Source organism: Pseudomonas sp. CCI3.1 (assembly GCF_034313985.1).
Lineage (GTDB): Bacteria > Pseudomonadota > Gammaproteobacteria > Pseudomonadales > Pseudomonadaceae > Aquipseudomonas > Aquipseudomonas psychrophila.
The window spans coordinates 3,489,819-3,506,513 of record NZ_JAVIWO010000001.1; the positions used below are offsets into that span (position 1 = coordinate 3,489,819).

Below are 16,695 nucleotides of genomic sequence, written 5' to 3' on the forward strand. Positions count from 1 at the left end.
CCTTGAACTTGCTGGTTTAAACCGCGACCTGATGATCCTGAAGGCCAAGGCTGCTGACACGATAAATGCCAATCTCGCCCAACAGGTTAGGCCATATCTTGCTTGCCCACCCGTGCCGGTGTTGCTGATCGACTGCGAGGCGGTTGATCACTTGGGCTTCACGACCACGGCACAGCGCTTCGAAGTCTTCGAAGGTACAGAAGTGGATGTTCGGCGTGTTGTACCAGGTATAGGGCAGAAAGTCGGAAACCGGCATCCGTCCCTTGCTGGCCAGGTACCAACGGCAGCGCCAGTGACCGAAGTTGGGGAAGGTAATGATGCACTGACGACCGACGCGCAGCATCTCGTCGAGAATCCGGTCGGGGTAATGCACGGCTTGAAGCGCCTGAGTCATAACCACGATGTCGAAACTGTTGCTGGCGAAGTTGCCCAGGCCTTTGTCGAGGTCTTGCTCGATAACGTTGATGCCCTTGGCGACGCACTCGGCGATGTTGTCCGGGTCGTTTTCCAGGCCGTAGCCGGTGACTTGCTTGTTGTCGCGCAGCCAGCTCAGCAGTTCACCATCACCACAACCGAGGTCGAGCACGCGGCTGCCGGCGGGGATCCAGTCTTGGATGATTTCCAGGTCGGCTCTCATGGCGTTCTCACAGTTCTATTCGGTTCATGTAATTGCTGAAGGCTTGCAGGTAGCGCGGGATCGGGATCAGGAAGGCGTCATGGCCCTGCGGAGCGTCGATTTCGAGGTAGCACACGTCTTTTTTCGCGGCCATCAGTGCATCCACCAGCTCCCGCGAACGGGCCGGCGAAAAGCGCCAGTCGGTGGTGAACGACATCACGCAAAAGCGCGCCTTGGCCCCGGCAAAGGTTTTAGCCAGGTCGTCATCGAAATTGGCCGCCGGGTCGAAGTAGTCCAGCGCCTTGGTCATCAGCAGGTAGGTATTGGCGTCGAAACGCCCGGAGAACTCTTCGCCCTGATAACGCAGGTAGCTCTCGACCTGGAACTCGACGCTGTGGAAGTCGTAGTTGAGGTTTTCGTTTTTCAGGCCTCGGCCAAATTTTTCACCCATCGAGTCATCGGACAGATAAGTGATGTGCCCTACCATGCGTGCCAGCATCAGGCCGCGCTTGGGGATCACGCCTTTTTCCTGGAACGAACCGCCGTGGAACTCAGGGTCAGTGAGGATGGCCTGACGGGCGACTTCGTTGAACGCAATATTTTGCGCAGACAACTTGGGTGCTGAGGCAATCGCCAGGCAATGGCGCAGGCGATCCGGGTAACTGATGCTCCACTGCAGTGCCTGCATGCCGCCCAGGCTGCCACCGATTACGGCAGCCCACTGGTAGATCCCCAGCCGTTCGGCCAGACGAGCCTGGCTGTGGACCCAGTCTTCGACGGTCAATACCGGGAACTCGGCGCCAAACGGGCGACCGGTCTCGGGGTTGATGCTGCTGGGGCCGGTAGAGCCGTTGCAACCGCCCAGATTGTTCAGGCTGACGACGAAGAACTTGTTGGTGTCGATAGGCTTGCCGGGACCGATGCAACTGTCCCACCAGCCGGGCTTGCGATCATCGGCGCTGTGATAGCCCGCCGCATGATGGTGCCCTGACAGCGCATGACAGATCAGTACCGCATTGCTGGCGGTGGCATTGAGCTGGCCGTAGGTTTCGTAAATCAGGTCGTAGGCAGGCAGCGAGCGGCCGCAGGCTAACGCCAGGGGCTCGTTGAAGTGCGCCGTTTGCGGCACAACCAGACCAACGGAATCGGGGGGAAAGGCAGCTGGCATCGACCCTGCTCTCATTTAAATGAGGCGTAAGTCTAATGAGCGGGGGACCCAGCAGCAAGCAATGGTCTGGGCTGATTTTATGACCTGACCCAAACCTGTAGTCGCTGCCGCAGGCTGCGAAGGGGATCGTGGGCGCCCCCTGGACAACGAGTTGCTACGCAACTCTTCGCAGCCTGCGGCAGCGACTACAGGTTTTGGTTCAGGGCCTGGCCAGCCCCGGCAGGTCCGGCAGTTTTTTCGGGCCGTGCAAGCGCACCCGTTTCTGACGGTTCAGTTCGCCGCTGATCAGGCTTACCTGGCTTTTGGAGATGCCAAACGCCTTGGCCAGAAAAGCCATCAGGTGGGCATTGGCCTTACCTTCAACCGGAGGGGCGGTGAGGCGGATTTTCAGACGGTCACCGTGCAGGCCGGCAAATTCATCGCTGCTGGCCTTGGGTTGCAGGTGACAGTCGAGAATCAAGTCCTCGCCGTCCCAACGGAAGTAGCTCATCAGATCAGGCCGAACAACACGACCGGCATCCCGACGTACATCGCCAACGGCGGGATCACGTAGCTCTGGATCAATTGAATCACCATAAATGCCAGGATCGGCGAAATATCCAGGCCGCCCATGCTCGGCAGAAAGCGGCGGAACGGTGCCAGGGCAGGCTCGGTGATCTGGTTGACCAGTTCAGCGCCCGGGCTGGTGCTGCCCGGCGCAACCCACGACAGGATCACGCTGATGATCATGGCGAAGAAGAACACCTTCAAAAACAGGGCCGTCACGCCAATGATGGCCCAGAGCAGCAAGCCCAGTATGTTGAACGACATGTAGCTGAGCGTCAGTACCACGGCGAAAATCACCATCTGCACGACGATAGCCAGCACCAGCGAGGACATGTCCAGGCCGAACAGGCTTGGAATCACCCGGCGCAGAGGCTTGAGCAGAGGCTGGGTGGCCTTGACCGTGAACTGGCACAGCGGGTTGTAGAAGTTGGCGCGCACCAGTTGCAGGATGAATCGCAGCAGTACGATCAGCAGGTAGAGGCTACCCAGGGTTTGAATTACGAAAATGGCTGCGCCATTTAGTCCTGACATCATGTGCTCCTTATTGACCCAGTTGTTCGGCCATTTCGGCCGAGCGGTGCGCGGCGGCACTCAATGCTTTTTCGACTGAGGCTGCGAAGCCGTCGGCCTGGAATGATTTGATTGCAGCTTCGGTGGTCCCGGCTGGCGAGGTGACGCGGCGGCGCAGCTCAGCGGCGTCGACGTCGCTGCCCACGGCCATGTGCGCGGCGCCCAGAGCAGTCTGCTCGGCAAGCTGCTTGGCGACTTCGCGGGGCAGGCCGAGCTTGACGCCAGCATCAGTCATCGCTTCGATCAGCAAGAAGAAATACGCCGGGCCGCTGCCGGACACTGCGGTCACAGCATCGATCTGTGCTTCGGTATCAACCCACAGCGCAATGCCCACAGCGCTCAACAGTTGCTCGGCCAGTTGGCGTTGCTCGGTGCTGACGTCGGTCGTGGCGTACAATCCGCTCACGCCTTTGCCCAGCAGCGCGGGGGTGTTGGGCATGCAGCGCACCAGCGGTTGACTGCCCAGCCAGTTGAGCATGCTGGCGCAGGTAATACCGGCGGCAATCGATACCAGCAACTGGTGCGGCAGAAGGTGCGGGCGCAAGGCCTGGCACACGGCTTTCATGGCCTGTGGCTTGACCGCGATCACAATCACATCGGCGTCTTGAATGGCTTGGTCGTTATCGGCAAACAGTTCGATACCGTGCTCGGCGGCTACTTTGGCCCGGGTCTCGGCACCGGGATCGCTGGCGCGGATCTGTGCTGCATCCAGACCCTTGGCCAGCAGGCCGCCGATCAGGCTGGAAGCCATGTTGCCGGCGCCGATAAAGGCAATACGCGTTTTGCTCATAACCGATCCTTTTAATAAATGAGAGAGGCCCTTTCAGGCCTGGCCGTAGTCGCGGGCACCAAACAATGCGGTGCCAATACGCACCCAGGTGGCGCCTTGGGCAATAGCTGACTCCAGGTCGTGGCTCATGCCCATCGAAAGCGTGTCGAGCCCCATGTTCAGGCTCTCTTGCAGCGTGCGGACCGTCGCAAAGGCGGCGTCCTGCTCGGCGCGGTCTTCAGTGGGTTCCGGAATCGCCATCAAGCCGCGCAGTTTCAAGCGTGGCAGCCCGCTGATAGCGGCCGCCAGCGCAGGCAAGTCTGCCGGGTTACAGCCCGACTTACTGGCCTCGCCACTGACATTGACTTGAATGCAGATATTGAGCGGCGGCAAGTCTGCCGGGCGTTGGTCAGACAAACGCTGGGCAATCTTGAGCCGGTCCACGGAATGCACCCACGCAAAATGCTCGGCGATGTCGCGCGTCTTGTTCGATTGAATGGGGCCGATGAAGTGCCAACACAAGGGCAGGTCGGCTAATTCAACCTGTTTGGCGCGGGCTTCCTGCAGGTAGTTTTCGCCAAAGTCGCGAACCCCTGCGGCATAGGCTTCACGCAGTGCGGCGGCAGGTTTGGTCTTGCTGACAGCGAGCAGGTGAATGCTCGTTACATCACGTTGCACAGCCAGGGCAGCTGCACGAATGCGTGCCTCAACCTGCGCAATGTTGCCTGCTATCGTGGACATTCGTTTAAGCCCGCCGTTGTGAAAGTCTGCGGCATTCTACTGGAATTGGGAGGGGGGATGGATATCGCCGACCTGTTGGCGTTCAGCGTCAATCACGGGGCTTCGGACTTGCACCTGTCAGCTGGCGTGGTGCCGATGCTGCGCATTGACGGTGACATGCAGCGCTGCGATTTTCCGGTGCTGGGGGCAGATCAGGTGCGAGGGCTTGTTCACGGCATCATGAGTGAAGCACAGCGCCGCGGGTTCGAGGCGCACCTCGAAGCCGATTTTGCGTACGCCTTGCCGGAGCTGGGCCGCTTTAGGGTCAATGCTTTCGAGCAGCAGCGTGGCCCCGGGGCGGTGTTTCGGCGCATCGGCCAAGAGGTGCCCAGCCTTGAATCGTTGGGTCTGGGTGACGTATTCAGTCAGCTCTGTCATGCCCCTCACGGGCTGGTCCTGGTCACGGGGGCGACGGGTTCGGGCAAAACCACCACCCTGGCGGCAATGATTGATCACCTCAACCGCACCTGCCAACGGCACATCCTCACCCTTGAAGACCCCATCGAATTTATCCACGAGCCGCGTCAATCCCTGATCAGCCAGCGTGAGGTGTATCGCCATACCCACAGTTTTGCAGCTGCCTTGCGTTCGGCCATGCGTGAAGACCCGGATGTGATCATGCTGGGCGAGATGCGTGACCTGGACACCATAAGGCTGGCGCTGACCGCGGCCGAAACCGGGCATCTGGTGTTAGCCACATTGCACACATCGTCGGCGGCCAAGACCGTCGACCGTATGGTGGATGTGTTTCCAGGCGACGAAAAGGCGATGGTGCGGGCCATGCTTTCAGAGTCACTGCAGGCCGTGGTTTCCCAGACGCTGGTGAAAAAAATAGGCGGGGGGCGTGTGGCGGCTCACGAAATCATGTTGGCGACGCCTGCGATTCGACATCTGATTCGGGAGAACAAGGTGGCGCAGATGGTTTCAGCAATCCAGACCGGCTCAGCGGTGGGCATGCAGACGCTGGAGATGGGTCTGAACCGGCTGAGAGAGCAGGGGCTGACGCAATAACGGGGTGGGGGTGTTGTTTCTGTGGGAGCGGGCTTGCTCGCGATCCAGGCGGCGCGGTTCAGCGGGTGAACCACATCGCTCCCATCGCGAGCAAGCCCGCTCCCACAGCTTTAGCGTTGCACAACCTGCAGCGGGGTTTTCTCTTTAGGTAATACGCGCTTGGCGACCACGTAGTGGCTCTGCCAGTAAGGCTTTTTCAGCGTGTCGATAGTCACCGACTTGCCGCGACGCGGGGCGTGGATAAACCGGTCGTTGCCCAGGTAAATGGCAACGTGGTTGACCTTGCGGCTCTTGATGTTGAAAAACAGCAGGTCGCCAGGCTTCAAGTCCTTGCGTTCGACCTTTTGACCATGACCGCTGGCCATTTCGCTGGAGGTGCGAGGCAAATCGACTGCCGCAACGTCATTAAAGGCGTATTTGACCAGGCCGCTGCAGTCAAACCCTTTGCTTGGGCTGCTGCCGCCCCAACGATAAGGGGTACCCAACACGTTTACAGCGCGGCTCAGGACCGTGCTGCTTTGCTTGTTGGCGGCTGCCAGGGAAGCGGTCGCAATTTTGCCTGGGGCTTTGCGGTGGGCTTTACTGGTTGCAGGACGTGCTACGGTCTTGCTGTTAGAGGCAACGTAAGTGGCGCCCGCAGATGATTTTGCGGTGTAGCCAGTGAAGCCTGAAGGAAGATGTTGCTCACGATTGGTGGCGTGGGCGGCCAGTGGCAATAATAGGCAAATGGTTAGCCATGTCTTGAATATAGGACGCATTCGGCAGGGCTCAATGGTTGTAAACGCGAAACTTTATAACAGCTTTTTTGTCCTTTCTCAGGCCATTTGTCAGTTGGACTATGGGGTCAAATTCCGCAAACGTGGTGGCAAATTGTCACATGAGAAGGGTACAGGTCAGGTCCTACAAGGCTTTGCGCCATTTCTTGTAAGACACTTTTACCTTTTGCACGACAGTAAAAAAGTCACAAAAAACTTCACAATATTTTTCTATCAGCAGCACAGAGGGCATTTATGAGCGGCTATCGAGACGATATACAGCGCGATACTCACAGCAAAGTGCTGGGCTACCTGCTGTGGATTTTTGGTTTTCTGGGAGCGCATCGCTTCTATTACGGCAAGCCGGTGACCGGGACGATCTGGTTTTTCACCTTGGGCTTATTGGGAATTGGCTGGTTGATCGACTTGTTCCTGATCCCGAGCATGGACCGTGAAGCTGACTTGCGATTCACCTCAGGCGACACCGACTATAGCGTGGCCTGGATTCTGCTGACGTTTCTGGGGTTGTTCGGCGTACACCGCATGTACATGGGCAAATGGATCACAGGGATCATCTACCTGTTTACCGGCGGTTTGTTTCTGATCGGTATCCTGTATGACTTCTGGACCTTGAATACCCAGATCTCGATCAAGAACGCAGAGCGTCGTTAACTCACAAGCCCTGCCCCTGTGGGAGCGAGCCTGCTCGCGAATGATCTTCGCGAGCAGGCTCGCTCCCACGGCGACAGATTATGTGCAGCGCGTTAGCCTTCGTAACTGATCCGGCCATCCACCAACGTGTACCGCACGGCACTCGGCAGGCAATGGCCGAGGAACGGGCAGTTGTCGCCTTTGGAAAGCCATTTTTCACCGACCAGGGTCGAGGCCGCCGGGTCAAACAGCACCAGATCTGCAGCCGAACCCACCGCCAGTTTGCCGGCCGGCAGGCGCAGGGCCTGAGCCGGGCCTGCGCTGAGGCGAGAAAGCAGTGTCGGCAAGTCCAGCAGGCCGTCTTCTACCAGTGTCATCGCCAGCGGCAGCAAGACTTCAACACTGCTCATGCCCGGCTCGGTTGCGCCGAACGGTGCCAGTTTAGCGTCACGCTCGTGGGGCTGGTGATGGCTGGAGATGGCTTGCACCACACCCGACTTCACTGCCTCGCGCAGGCCCTCGCGGTCGGCACGGGTGCGCAACGGCGGTTGCACGTGGTAAACGCTGGAGAAATCCTCCAGGGCCTCATCCGTCAAAATAAGCTGATACAGCGCCACATCGGCGGTGACCTTGAGGCCGCGTGCCTGAGCCTGGGCGATCAGGGCTACGCCCCGTGCGCTGGTCAGTTGGCTGAAGTGGGCGCGCACGCCGCTTTGTTCAACCAGCAGCAGATCGCGGGCCAGCGCCACGGTTTCGGCGGTTTCCGGAATGCCCGGCAAGCCACGGAACGCGGCCATCGCGCCGTCGTGGGCAATACCGCCTTCGGCCAGATCACGGTCCTGGGAGTGGAAAATCACGGTCAGGTCGAAAGTGGCTGCGTATTCCAGTGCCCGGCACAGGGTGCGGGTATTGGTGAAGCTGTTAAGGCCATTGCCAAACGCCACACAGCCCGCGTCGCGCAAGGCGATCAACTCTGCAAGCTGCTCGCCCTCCAGGCCTTTGCTCAGTGCACCAATGGGGAACACTTTGCAGTTGCCGGCTTCGCGGGCGCGGTCAAGGATCAGCTCGGCTACCGCTGAGGTATCCAGGACCGGTTTGGTGTGTGGCGGGCAGCACAGGCTGGTAACGCCACCGGCTGCTGCCGCGCGGGTTTCGCTGGCAATGGTGCCTTTGCGGCTGTAACCCGGCTCGCGCAGGGCAACGTTCAGGTCAACCAGCCCCGGCGCGGCCACCAGGCCTTTGGCCTCAATGGTCTTTGTCGGGGCGAAACCGGTTGGCGCTGCGCCAATGGCAACGATCTTGCCGGCTTCCAGGTGCAGGTCAGTCACTTGATCCAGCCGGGTGGCCGGATCAATTACACGGGCGCCGAGAATGCTGAGCTTCACTGGGCGTTCTCCTGTTCGAATTGGCGCTGGGCGGTTTGCCCGCTCATGGTCATGGACAACACCGCCATGCGTACGGCAATGCCGTAGGTCACTTGATTGAGAATCACCGAGTGCGGGCCATCGGCCACGGCGGATTCGATCTCGACGCCGCGGTTGATCGGGCCCGGGTGCATCACGATGCAATCGGGCTTGGCGCCGGCCAGGCGCGCAGTGGTCAGGCCGAACAGGCGGTAGAACTCGCCTTCGCTCGGCAGCAGGCCGCCGGACATGCGCTCGCGCTGCAGGCGCAGCATGATCACCACGTCGACGTCTTTCAGGCCTTCGGTCATGTCGGTGTAGACCTTCACGCCGTATTGCTCGATGCCGATCGGCAGCAGGGTCTTGGGCGCAATCACGCGGATGTCAGGGCAACCGAGGGTCTTGAGGGCGATCATGTTTGAACGCGCCACCCGTGAGTGCAGGATGTCGCCGACGATGGCCACCGAGAGGTTTTCAAAGCCGCCCTTGTGCCGACGAATGGTCAGCATGTCGAGCATGCCCTGGGTCGGGTGCGCGTGACGGCCATCGCCGCCGTTGATGATCGCTACTTGCGGGCACACATGCTCAGCGATGAAGTGGGCAGCGCCGGAGTCGCCGTGGCGCACCACGAACATGTCCGCGGCCATGGCTTCAAGGTTGCGCAGGGTGTCGAGCAGGGTTTCGCCCTTGCTCGCCGACGAAGTCGACACGTTGAGCGTGATCACGTCAGCAGACAGACGCTGGGCGGCCATTTCAAAGGTGGTGCGGGTACGAGTGGAGTTTTCGAAGAACACGTTGCACACGGTCTTGCCGCGCAGCAACGGGACTTTTTTCACCGCTCGGGCGCCGACTTCGAGGAACGAGTCAGCGGTGTCGAGGATTTCAGTCAGCAGCTCACGGCGTAAACCGTCGAGCGACAGAAAGTGGCGCAGCTGGCCCTGATCATTGAGCTGCAGCGGGCGCTTGGCGTCTGTAGGCGTCATCGCAATGGTCTCTTAGAGGGCTAGGTCTTGAAGTTCGAGTGTCAGGGGTGCCGGGCCGGACAATTTTACTCGCTCGCTCGGCTTGAGGCACAAGGTCGCCCCCACCACGTCAGGCCGGATCGGCAGCTCCGCCGCGTCCAGGTCCAGCAGGCTGACCAGCGTCACGCTGGCCGGACGACCATAGTCGAACAACTCGTTCAGTGCCGCGCGGATGGTACGACCGCTCATCAGCACGTCGTCGATCAGCACCAGATGCTGGCCTTCGATTTCAAACGGCAGTTCAGAGGGGCGCACTTGCGGGTGCAGGCCGTTCTGGCTGAAGTCATCGCGGTAGAACGAGACATCCAGCGTACCCAGTGGAGCATCGCTGTTGAGTGCTCGCAGCAGCGCCTGGGCAACCCAGATGCCGCCAGTGCGGATACCGATAAAACGCGGTTCGGTGATGCCGCGACGGGCCAGATGAGCCTTGAGATCAAGGGCCATCTGAGAGATCAGTTCAGCGGGAACAGGCAGGATCATGGTGGCTCCTTTAAAGGCCCGCGCAGCAAAGCGTGCAGCGGCGGGCGCAAACAATGGGGCAGGTCGAGTGATTCAAGCGCCGGGTCAGTCTTGGGATTGAGCCGGGTTTTCGTCGAGCCAGCCTTGCAGCACCAGTTTGGCGGCGATGGCATCAACGGGGTTGTCGCGGTAACTGCCGCGCTGACCGCCCTGGGCCCGGCGTTCGCCCTTGGCCTCGAAGGTGGTCAGGCGTTCATCATGGGTATAGACGGGCAGATTGAAGCGGCCATTCAGACGGTTGGCAAATTTTTGCGCACGGGCGCAGAAGTCGCTTGGGGTGCCGTCCATGTTCAACGGCATGCCGACCACCATTGCGTCTGGCTGCCATTCCTTGATCAGCTTTTCAATTTCTTCCCATTTGGGAATACCATTTTCAGCTTTCAAGTTGCACAGCTCACGGGCCTGGCCGGTAATCATCTGGCCGACAGCGACGCCGATGGAGCGGGTGCCGTAATCAAAGCCCAGCAGTAAACGAAGGCCGGCCATCAGGAATGGCCTGCTTGAGTGCTTAACAAATTGAGGTTAACTCCGAGGTGTTTGGCGGCCGCGTCAAGGCGCAGCTCGCTAGGGGTTTCAAACAGGATGTCAGCGGCATACGGACAGGTGAGCCACGCGTTGTCGACCAGTTCGGCTTCCAGCTGACCCGCTTCCCAACCGGCATAGCCCAGGCAAATCAGGCTGCGATTGGGGCCGCGACCGTCAGCAATGCTGAACAGCACATCGGCTGACGTGCTGAGGGCCAGTCCGTCGTCCAGCTCGACTGTGGCGTCAAAGCTCATCCCTGTGGGGTGCAGGACAAATCCCCGATCAATCATCACCGGCCCACCGCCGTAGATCGGAACGTGCTGGCACAGGGGCGAGGAGGGTTTTTCAGGGCGCAACTGCTCAAGAATATCCGCCAGGCTGAGCTCCAGCGGGCGATTGATCACCAGGCCCATTGCGCCACTGGCCGTGTGCTCGACGATGTAGGTCAAGGTGTGGGCAAAGTTCGGGTCGGCCATGTGCGGCATGGCGATCAGGAATTGATGCTTGAGGTAAGTCGGTGCGTGGTTTTTCATGAGTCTTAGTGTGGCGCTGGCAACGTGAACTGACAAGTTTGAAGCTTAAGATTACTGGGTCTTTGTGGGAGCGGGCTTGCTCGCGATACAGGCGGCGCGGTTTAACGGTAAAACGCAGCGCTCCAATCGCGAGCAAGCCCGCTTCCACAGCTGCCCTGTGTATCAGTTGCTCGAAAGCCGGTCGCCCTGGGCAAACTTCCAGGTGCGGATGATTTCGAGCCGGTCGATGTCCGCCAGGTCGCCCGTGAACGGTGCAAAGGGGGCGGCCAGGCGCACGATGCGTTGTGCCGCCTGATCCAGTAGCGGCTGGCCCGAGGACTCAAGTACCAGCACTTCATGCAGCGAACCGTCCCGATTGATCGACACCAGCAGCCGCAGCTTGCCGTAGATTTTTTCGCGCCGAGCCTGTTCGGGGTAGTTCAAGTTGCCGATGCGCTCGATCTTCTTGCGCCAGTCCTCTTTGTACCAGGCGCCTTTGTCGCGCATGGTCGAGGCCGCGCTCATGCGGTAGATCTTCGGGCGCTTGGCATACAGCTGTTGCTCGTTGGCCAGTTCGGCCTCCAGGCTGGATATCTCGCTGGACAGCTGTGAGCTGTCGAACGTTGGAAGGCTGGCCTTGGGCGCCGCTTCGGTTTTGACCTTCTGCGGCTGGCTCGGGGCTTTTTTGGGCGTTGGCGCCACGGTGGTCACGGCTGCCTTGGGCGCGGTCTGGGTTTGCTCGGGCTTGGCGGCGGGCGGCGGGGTGACCTTTTTGACAGTGTTGTCCTGGAAAGGAGCGATTTCAGTGGTCTTGGGCACGGCTTTTTTATCCAGTGTGCCGCTACCTTGCTGATTGTCCTGCGCTAAAAAGTCCGCTTTCTCCGGGGCTTTTTCGCTTTTAAATGTGGAGAGCGTGATCTCCAGGGTTTTACTGATCTGTTTGGGTTCGGTCATGCTGAACCCCACGCCCACAATCACTGCGATATGAATCAGCGCCGCCACAAACAGGGTAAATCCAAGGCGATCGGCCGCCCGCACGCCTTTATGGCTGAGTTCGGGGGGGAGGTCGCTGGGGAGTGTCATGGCAAGAAGACCAACATCGCGGGTTTCACAGGGGGGCATGATACCGCAATGTTGGCCTATTACTGGGTGTTGCAGATCAGCGCGCGGCGAGCTTGCGCTCAATCGCATCCATCAGCAGGGCGCCGATATGGGTGCCGAATGCGTTGTCGATCTCGCGGATGCAGGTCGGGCTGGTCACGTTAATTTCGGTCAGGTGCTCACCGATGACGTCCAGACCGACAAACAGCAGGCCTTTTTCACGCAACGTCGGGCCTACCTGAGCCGCAATCCAGCGGTCCTTGTCGCTCAGCGGGCGGGCTTCGCCACGACCGCCAGCAGCCAGGTTGCCACGGGTTTCGCCAGCCGCCGGGATACGCGCCAGGCAATATGGGACAGGCTCGCCGTCGATCATCAGGATGCGTTTGTCGCCGTCCTTGATCGCCGGCAAATAGCCCTGCGCCATGATTTGCTGGGTGCCGTTGGCGGTCAGGGTTTCGAGAATCACCGACAGGTTAGGATCGCCCACGCGGTGACGGAAAATCGACGTCCCGCCCATGCCATCCAGCGGTTTGAGAATCACGTCACCGTGCAGGGCGGCGAACTCACGCAACACATCGGCGCGGCGGCTGACCACGGTGGGCGGCGTGCACTGGGTGAATTGGGTGGCGAACAGTTTTTCGTTGCAGTCGCGCAGGCTTTGCGGCTTGTTGACGATCAGTACGCCATCACGCTCGGCTTGCTCCAGCAGGTAGGTGGAGTACACGAACTCCATGTCGAAGGGCGGGTCCTTGCGCATCAGGATCACGTCCAGATCGCTCAGGGCCGTGTCGGTCTCGGCGTCCAGCTCAAACCATTTTTCAGGGTTGGCGAACACCTTCAGCGGCTTCATCCGGGCGCGCGCTTTGCCTTCATTCAGGTAAAGGTCTTGCTGTTCCATGTAGAACAGGGTCCAGCCGCGCTCCTGGGCGGCCAGCAACATGGCCAGCGAGCTGTCCTTTTTATAGGAGATGCCCGCAATGGGGTCCATGACAATCCCGACTCGAACGCTCATGGCAAATTCCTCAAATGAATAGTGGTCGCAAAGGCTCTGAAAAGTGGCGCCAGAGTGGCGCTCAGTGTGGCCCCGGTCAAGGAAAAACCACCTGCTCCAGCCTGCCTTGGGCCGTTCGATAGATTGACGGTCGTGACTGTGCTAAAAAGGCTCGCACAGTGCTTTCAGCCCTTGTCCATCAAGGAGTTGGGGTTTTAAGTCGCACAGTTGTAACAAAATGGGTCGCCGTGGCGATGGTAGAGCACATATGGAAAAGCATTCCAGCGCCTTGAAGGTGATGGTGATCGACGATTCGAAAACCATTCGCCGCACCGCCGAAACGCTGCTGAAAAACGTGGGCTGCGAGGTCATTACCGCCATCGACGGTTTCGACGCGCTGGCCAAAATTGTTGACCATCATCCGCACATCATCTTTGTCGACATCATGATGCCGCGCCTGGATGGCTATCAGACCTGCGCGCTGATCAAGAGCAACCGGGCGTTCAAGTCGACCCCCGTGATCATGCTGTCATCCAAGGACGGCCTGTTCGACAAGGCCAAGGGCCGGATTGTTGGTTCTGATCAATTTTTGACCAAGCCTTTTAGCCGCGATGAATTGCTGAGCGCAATCAAGGCCCATGTGCCAGCCTTCAACATCGTACAAAGTGCTCAATGATGCCCGGCCAGCCGGCCAACCACCTTATAAATGGGGAACACCATGGCTCGCATTCTGATCGTCGATGACTCGCCGACTGAAATGTACAAATTGACCGGCATGCTCGAAAAGCACGGCCACGTAGTGCTCAAGGCTGAAAACGGCGCTGACGGCGTTGCCTTGGCGCGTCAGGAAAAGCCCGATGTCGTGTTGATGGACATCGTGATGCCGGGCCTCAATGGCTTTCAGGCCACACGCCAGCTGACCAAGGACCCGGAAACCAGCCACATTCCGGTTATCGTTGTGACGACCAAGGATCAGGAAACCGACATGGTCTGGGCACAACGACAAGGGGCCAAGGGCTACCTCACCAAGCCGGTCGATGAAGAGCAACTGATCCTCAAGGTCAAAAAAGTCCTGGAAGAAAACCCTCCTAAATGACGGCCGCCTTATGCCTGGCTCACTGACTGCCTTCGAACTGCTGCTTGAAATTGACCAGCGCTGTCGCCAGCTGGCGGCGGGCCTGGTGCCTGCGCAAGCGCAGCTCGATACCTGGAGCGGCATCGGTTTTCGAATCAGCGAGCATTGTTTTGTGGCGCCGATGGGCGAAATTGCCGAAATCCTCCATGAGCCGCGATTCACCTTGTTGCCCGGTGTAAAGCCCTGGGTCAAGGGCGTGGCCAATCTGCGCGGTCAATTGCTGCCGATCATGGATTTGTGCGGCTTTTTCGGGGTTGAGCTGTCGCCCTTGCGCAAACAGCGACGGGTGCTGGTGCTGGAATATAAAGACGTGTTTGTCGGGTTGCAGGTGGATGAGGTGCAGGGCATGCAACACTTTGCCCATGCCGACCTCAATGCCGATACGCACGCGTTGCCTCATCCGATGTTCGCGCCTTATGTGCAGGGGCATTTTACGGGTGAACACCCTTGGTGGGTATTTAGCCCTTTTGCCCTGGCTCAGGCGCCGCAATTCTGGGCGGTGGCCGTGTGAACAGACCTCACGCTTTAAAACGGGATCTCAGGACCTGATTGATGACCACAGCCAATACCGCTAAACCAATGGAAGGGTCGCGCAGTCGTTCGCAGATCATCGTGCTTTTTATCGCCCTGATTGTGTTCATCATGCTGTTGTTCGCCAACTTTGCTTACCTCAACACCCAATCCAATTACGACAAGCAATACATCAGCCACGCAGGTGAGTTGCGGGTCCTGTCCCAGCGTATCGCCAAAAACGCCACCGAGGCCGCAGCCGGTAAAGCTGCCGCGTTCAAGTTGCTGATCGATGCGCGAAACGATTTCAGCCAGCGTTGGGGCTATCTGAAAAAAGGTGATGCGGTGACGGGTCTACCTCCCGCACCGCCAGCCGTGCACAAGGAAATGCAGGCGGTACAGCGTGACTGGGAGCTGTTGCTGAGCAACGTCAACGCCATTTTAGCCAGCGAGCAAACCGTACTGTCGCTGCATCAAGTGGCCGCGACACTGGCCGAAACCGTGCCGCAGCTGCAGGTCGAATACGAAAAAGTCGTCGAAATCCTCTTGCAGCGTGGCGCCCCGGCCAGCCAGGTGGCGCTGGCGCAGCGTCAGTCATTACTCGCCGAGCGGATTCTGGGTGCAGTGAATACGGTGTTGGCCGGCGATGAAAATGCAGATCAGGCCGCCGGTGCTTTTGGGCGTGATGCCAACCGCTTCGGGCAAGTGCTGAACGGCATGCTGGAAGGCAATGACGGGATGAGGATTACCCAGGTCGAAGACAAGGACGCCCGCGCCCGCTTGCAGGAAATTTCCGAGCTGTTCCAGTTTGTGTCCGGTTCAGTGGATGAAATCATTGAAACCTCGCCGCAGCTGTTCCACGTACGGGAAGCCGCAAACACCATTTTCAGCCTGTCACAAACCCTGCTCGATGAAGCGTCGACCCTGGCCAACGGCTTTGAAAATCTTGCCACCGGGCGCTCTCTCGACATCATTGGCGGTTACGTACTGGGCTTGCTGGCACTGGCATCTATCATCCTGATCGGGTTGGTGATGGTGCGCGAAACCAATCGCCAACTGCGTGAAACGGCTGAAAAGAACGAGCGAAACCAGAACGCGATCATGCGCTTGCTGGACGAAATTGCCGACTTGGCCGACGGTGATCTGACGGTGACGGCCTCTGTCACCGAAGATTTTACGGGGGCCATCGCCGACTCCATCAACTACTCGATCGACCAACTGCGCGAACTGGTGGCCACGATCAACCACACAGCAGGCCAGGTCGCGGCCGCCGTGCAGGAAACCCAGGCCACAGCCATGCAGCTGGCCGAGGCCTCTGAGCATCAGGCCCAACAAATTGCCGAGGCTTCGGGAGCCATCCAGCAAATGGCCCACTCCATCGATCAGGTGTCGGCCAACGCGTCGGAGTCTTCTGCGGTGGCGGAGCGCTCCGTGGCGATTGCCAACAAGGGCAATGAAGTGGTGCACAACACCATTCATGGCATGGACAACATTCGCGATCAGATTCAGGACACTGCCAAGCGGATCAAGCGCTTGGGCGAGTCTTCCCAGGAAATCGGCGACATTGTCAGCCTGATTGATGACATTGCCGATCAAACCAACATTCTGGCGTTGAACGCGGCCATTCAGGCCTCGATGGCGGGTGACGCCGGTCGCGGGTTTGCCGTGGTCGCCGACGAAGTACAGCGTCTGGCCGAACGTTCCTCGGCGGCTACACGGCAAATCGAAACCCTGGTGCGGGCCATTCAGGCCGACACCAATGAGGCGGTGATTTCCATGGAGCAAACCACCACCGAGGTGGTGCGGGGTGCCCGTCTGGCCCACGACGCCGGTGTGGCGCTGGAGGAGATCGAAGGCGTGTCGCAAAACCTGGCGGACCTGATTCAAAGCATTTCCAACGCCGCACAGCAGCAGACCACGTCGGCAGCGCAGATTTCACTGACCATGAACGTCATTCAGCAAATCACCAACCAGACTTCGTCTGGGTCCACTGCGACCGCCGACAGCATCGGTAATCTGGCCAAAATGGCCAGTCAGCTGCGGCGCTCGGTATCCGGCTTCACATTGCCCGCACCGCCAAAAGACCTTGGGCCACAGTAATGCGCTGCAAT

20 protein-coding genes are annotated in these 16,695 nt (G+C 59.3%); 6 read left to right on the plus strand and 14 right to left on the minus strand.

What is annotated here, in order from left to right:
* Nucleotides 1-16: 16 nt before the first annotated feature.
* The 6 genes from metW to RGV06_RS15980 form a co-directional block, all read right to left on the minus strand.
* Nucleotides 17-637, minus strand: a complete 621-nt coding sequence (metW, locus tag RGV06_RS15955) for a methionine biosynthesis protein MetW (protein WP_322150475.1) — start codon at nucleotides 635-637, stop codon at nucleotides 17-19.
* A gap of 7 nt (nucleotides 638-644) precedes the next feature.
* A complete protein-coding gene (gene metX, locus RGV06_RS15960; protein WP_046810381.1) occupies nucleotides 645-1,784 on the minus strand; it encodes a homoserine O-succinyltransferase MetX in 1,140 nt (379 codons plus the stop codon).
* 199 nt (nucleotides 1,785-1,983) lie between these two features.
* Entirely contained in the window at nucleotides 1,984-2,274 is a 291-nt protein-coding gene (locus RGV06_RS15965; RefSeq protein ID WP_019828043.1) for a DUF167 domain-containing protein, read from the minus strand.
* Nucleotides 2,274-2,861 carry a YggT family protein gene (locus RGV06_RS15970; protein WP_019828042.1) on the minus strand — a complete coding sequence of 196 codons (588 nt, stop codon included), beginning with the start codon at nucleotides 2,859-2,861 and terminating at the stop codon, nucleotides 2,274-2,276. Before RGV06_RS15970 ends, RGV06_RS15965 begins: the two co-directional genes overlap by 1 nt.
* 10 nt (nucleotides 2,862-2,871) lie before the next feature.
* Nucleotides 2,872-3,690, minus strand: coding sequence for a pyrroline-5-carboxylate reductase (proC, locus tag RGV06_RS15975; RefSeq protein WP_019828041.1), 819 nt, complete (start codon nucleotides 3,688-3,690; stop codon nucleotides 2,872-2,874).
* A gap of 33 nt (nucleotides 3,691-3,723) precedes the next feature.
* Nucleotides 3,724-4,410 carry a YggS family pyridoxal phosphate-dependent enzyme gene (locus RGV06_RS15980; RefSeq protein ID WP_019828040.1) on the minus strand — a complete coding sequence of 229 codons (687 nt, stop codon included), beginning with the start codon at nucleotides 4,408-4,410 and terminating at the stop codon, nucleotides 3,724-3,726.
* Between the two features lie 57 nt (nucleotides 4,411-4,467).
* On the opposite strand from RGV06_RS15980, the gene RGV06_RS15985 reads away from it, so the two are divergent.
* Nucleotides 4,468-5,460 carry a type IV pilus twitching motility protein PilT gene (locus RGV06_RS15985; RefSeq protein ID WP_322150478.1) on the plus strand — a complete coding sequence of 331 codons (993 nt, stop codon included), beginning with the start codon at nucleotides 4,468-4,470 and terminating at the stop codon, nucleotides 5,458-5,460.
* A gap of 110 nt (nucleotides 5,461-5,570) precedes the next feature.
* On the opposite strand, the gene RGV06_RS15990 is transcribed toward RGV06_RS15985, so the two are convergent.
* Nucleotides 5,571-6,218, minus strand: coding sequence for a C40 family peptidase (locus tag RGV06_RS15990; protein WP_046810383.1), 648 nt, complete (start codon nucleotides 6,216-6,218; stop codon nucleotides 5,571-5,573).
* 252 nt (nucleotides 6,219-6,470) lie between these two features.
* Between RGV06_RS15990 and RGV06_RS15995 the strand changes: the two genes are divergently transcribed.
* The gene (locus RGV06_RS15995) at nucleotides 6,471-6,887 is read left to right on the plus strand and encodes an NINE protein (protein WP_019828036.1); all 417 of its coding nucleotides are present in this window, start codon (nucleotides 6,471-6,473) and stop codon (nucleotides 6,885-6,887) included.
* A gap of 92 nt (nucleotides 6,888-6,979) precedes the next feature.
* Here the strand turns inward: RGV06_RS15995 and RGV06_RS16000 are convergent, their stop codons facing one another.
* From RGV06_RS16000 to gshB, 7 genes are all read right to left on the minus strand, one after another.
* Nucleotides 6,980-8,251 carry a dihydroorotase gene (locus tag RGV06_RS16000; protein ID WP_019828035.1) on the minus strand — a complete coding sequence of 424 codons (1,272 nt, stop codon included), beginning with the start codon at nucleotides 8,249-8,251 and terminating at the stop codon, nucleotides 6,980-6,982.
* Entirely contained in the window at nucleotides 8,248-9,252 is a 1,005-nt protein-coding gene (locus tag RGV06_RS16005; protein WP_019828034.1) for an aspartate carbamoyltransferase catalytic subunit, read from the minus strand. The genes RGV06_RS16000 and RGV06_RS16005 overlap by 4 nt, the downstream gene beginning before the upstream one ends.
* A gap of 12 nt (nucleotides 9,253-9,264) precedes the next feature.
* Nucleotides 9,265-9,771 (minus strand): bifunctional pyr operon transcriptional regulator/uracil phosphoribosyltransferase PyrR, encoded by a 507-nt coding sequence (gene pyrR / locus RGV06_RS16010; protein ID WP_019828032.1) that lies wholly within the window; start codon nucleotides 9,769-9,771, stop codon nucleotides 9,265-9,267.
* An 84-nt stretch (nucleotides 9,772-9,855) separates the two neighbouring features.
* Nucleotides 9,856-10,296: a Holliday junction resolvase RuvX gene (gene ruvX / locus RGV06_RS16015; RefSeq protein WP_019828031.1), complete on the minus strand. Its 441-nt coding sequence runs from the start codon at nucleotides 10,294-10,296 to the stop codon at nucleotides 9,856-9,858.
* A complete protein-coding gene (locus tag RGV06_RS16020; RefSeq protein ID WP_019828028.1) occupies nucleotides 10,296-10,868 on the minus strand; it encodes a YqgE/AlgH family protein in 573 nt (190 codons plus the stop codon). The genes ruvX and RGV06_RS16020 overlap by 1 nt, the downstream gene beginning before the upstream one ends.
* Before the next feature lie 162 nt (nucleotides 10,869-11,030).
* A complete protein-coding gene (locus RGV06_RS16025) occupies nucleotides 11,031-11,930 on the minus strand; it encodes an energy transducer TonB (RefSeq protein WP_322150482.1) in 900 nt (299 codons plus the stop codon).
* Between the two features lie 76 nt (nucleotides 11,931-12,006).
* Nucleotides 12,007-12,960: a glutathione synthase gene (gene gshB, locus RGV06_RS16030; protein WP_046810386.1), complete on the minus strand. Its 954-nt coding sequence runs from the start codon at nucleotides 12,958-12,960 to the stop codon at nucleotides 12,007-12,009.
* A gap of 247 nt (nucleotides 12,961-13,207) precedes the next feature.
* Here gshB and pilG point away from each other — a divergent pair, with 247 nt between their 5' ends.
* The 4 genes from pilG to RGV06_RS16050 are packed head-to-tail and all read left to right on the plus strand — an operon-like array spanning nucleotide 13,208 to nucleotide 16,684.
* Nucleotides 13,208-13,615, plus strand: a complete 408-nt coding sequence (pilG, locus tag RGV06_RS16035) for a twitching motility response regulator PilG (protein WP_019828024.1) — start codon at nucleotides 13,208-13,210, stop codon at nucleotides 13,613-13,615.
* A gap of 42 nt (nucleotides 13,616-13,657) precedes the next feature.
* The gene (pilH, locus tag RGV06_RS16040; RefSeq protein WP_019828023.1) at nucleotides 13,658-14,035 is read left to right on the plus strand and encodes a twitching motility response regulator PilH; all 378 of its coding nucleotides are present in this window, start codon (nucleotides 13,658-13,660) and stop codon (nucleotides 14,033-14,035) included.
* 10 nt (nucleotides 14,036-14,045) lie between these two features.
* Entirely contained in the window at nucleotides 14,046-14,585 is a 540-nt protein-coding gene (locus RGV06_RS16045; RefSeq protein WP_322150485.1) for a chemotaxis protein CheW, read from the plus strand.
* Nucleotides 14,586-14,626: 41 nt separating this feature from the next.
* Entirely contained in the window at nucleotides 14,627-16,684 is a 2,058-nt protein-coding gene (locus tag RGV06_RS16050) for a methyl-accepting chemotaxis protein (protein WP_019828020.1), read from the plus strand.
* Nucleotides 16,685-16,695: the final 11 nt, after the last annotated feature.